General features: G+C 55.6%; 3 protein-coding genes. 1 reads left to right on the top strand and 2 read right to left on the bottom strand.

Features of this window, described 5'->3' with window-relative positions; all coding sequences use genetic code 11:
- Positions 1-206 precede the first annotated feature (206 nt).
- Positions 207-602 carry a hypothetical protein gene (locus SOM61_RS26395; RefSeq protein ID WP_320476829.1) on the top strand — a complete coding sequence of 132 codons (396 nt, stop codon included), beginning with the start codon at positions 207-209 and terminating at the stop codon, positions 600-602.
- Positions 603-670: 68 nt separating this feature from the next.
- Here the strand turns inward: SOM61_RS26395 and SOM61_RS26390 are convergent, their stop codons facing one another.
- Both SOM61_RS26390 and SOM61_RS26385 read right to left on the bottom strand, forming a co-directional pair.
- The gene (locus SOM61_RS26390) at positions 671-1,081 is read right to left on the bottom strand and encodes a DUF2061 domain-containing protein (protein ID WP_320476828.1); all 411 of its coding nucleotides are present in this window, start codon (positions 1,079-1,081) and stop codon (positions 671-673) included.
- Between the two features lie 160 nt (positions 1,082-1,241).
- Positions 1,242-1,439 (bottom strand): hypothetical protein (locus SOM61_RS26385; RefSeq protein ID WP_320476827.1); only part of this gene is annotated, 198 nt, incomplete at its 5' end.

Genomic DNA, 1,439 nt, shown 5'->3' with positions numbered 1-1,439 from the left:
AGTGCTGCAACCAGTGTGAAAGTAGGTTATCGTCAGGCTAGTTATATGAAAAACCCCACCAGGTGATCCTGGTGGGGTTTTTTGCTTTCCGGCGCCGCTTTCCAGGAAATCGTCCCGATGCGTCCTCCAAACGGCAGCGGCGTATCTCATGCACATGGCTGGTATGGAATCGCAGCCAACTCGGCGGACTCGTCCAGCATACTGCCATGACCATCAACGCGGTCCTGATCCTGATGGCCGCGACGCTGGTACTGCGCCATGCGCTGGCGCGGCGAATGGATGCCCATCGACGCTGGGCGCTGCGGCTGTTCATGCTTGCCAGCGGTGTGTGGTTCTTTCGCGTGGGATTGATGTTCTGGATTGCCGTGAATGGTGGGCCCGTAGGCTTCGATCCGGCGACGTTCCGGGGTCCGGCACTCGATATCTTGACCTTCCTGCAGTATCTGCTGCCGCTCGCCTTGCTCGAGATCTACTTCCGCGCGAAGGAAAGCGAGAGCCGTACAGTGCCATTGTCGACAGCAGGCGTGCTCATGGTCATGACACTGGCAATAGGTCTCGGAATCGGGATGGCGACGATTGCGATGTGGCTTCCGAACCTGTAACGAAGCCGCTCTAATAAAAAAGTCCGCCGGTTGGTGACTGGCGGGCTAGGGTGACTGGAGCGACCGGTTCAGGCGGCGTGCATTCCACTGTTGATGCGCAGTTCGAGCTTGTCCCAGAACCGGTCGTGGATGGGAAGCAGCAGCACATTGCAGATCGGTTCGAGGATGGCGGCCAGGCCACCGAAGGCGAGCGAGCCGGTCGCGCCATAGATGACGGCAAAAGCCACGACCATGTGCATGAGCGTCTGGCTGACCTTTTCAGCGGCAATGCGCATATAGCGTTCGCGAGCCGATTTCGCTCCCTCGCGGATGGCCGCCCAGGCTTTTTCATGGAACGGGAGGAGGAGGACGTTGATCACTGGTTCGATGATGATGGCCAGGCCGCTGAACATGACCGAGCCCGTCATCGCATAGGCGATTGCGAAGGCGATCGTCATGTGGGTGATGACCTGGCTGGTTTTCTTGGCTGCGATGACCATGGTGTTGCCTCTTCGCTTCGGTTGCTGACTGTAGAGCCAAATGATAATGATTCTCGCTTATAGTTGAAAGCAAATAATATTGAAGAGGTTGATAGTTCCGATCTATCGCTGGGAATGCGAAATGGGTAAGACGGGGCTTGCGGGATCTGTCATCGGTTTGTTATAGTCTCGTTCTCCCGACGCAGACGCAGCCTTCCAGGCAGCGAAAAGCGGAAGGAAAAAGAGGGTTGACGAGATCTAAAAAACGCTTCATACTCTCTCTTCTCTGCTGCTGACGAACAAAACGATTCGAAGCAAACAGCAGATGAAGCAGCACCGAATAAAGTTCTTTAAAAATTAACAGTCGATAAGTGTGGGC

Origin of the sequence: Massilia sp. CFBP9012, from assembly GCF_034045115.1 — a bacterium.
Taxonomy (GTDB): domain Bacteria; phylum Pseudomonadota; class Gammaproteobacteria; order Burkholderiales; family Burkholderiaceae_D; genus Telluria.
Note: the sequence above shows the minus strand (reverse complement) of the source record. Positions and strands in the feature narration are given on the sequence as shown.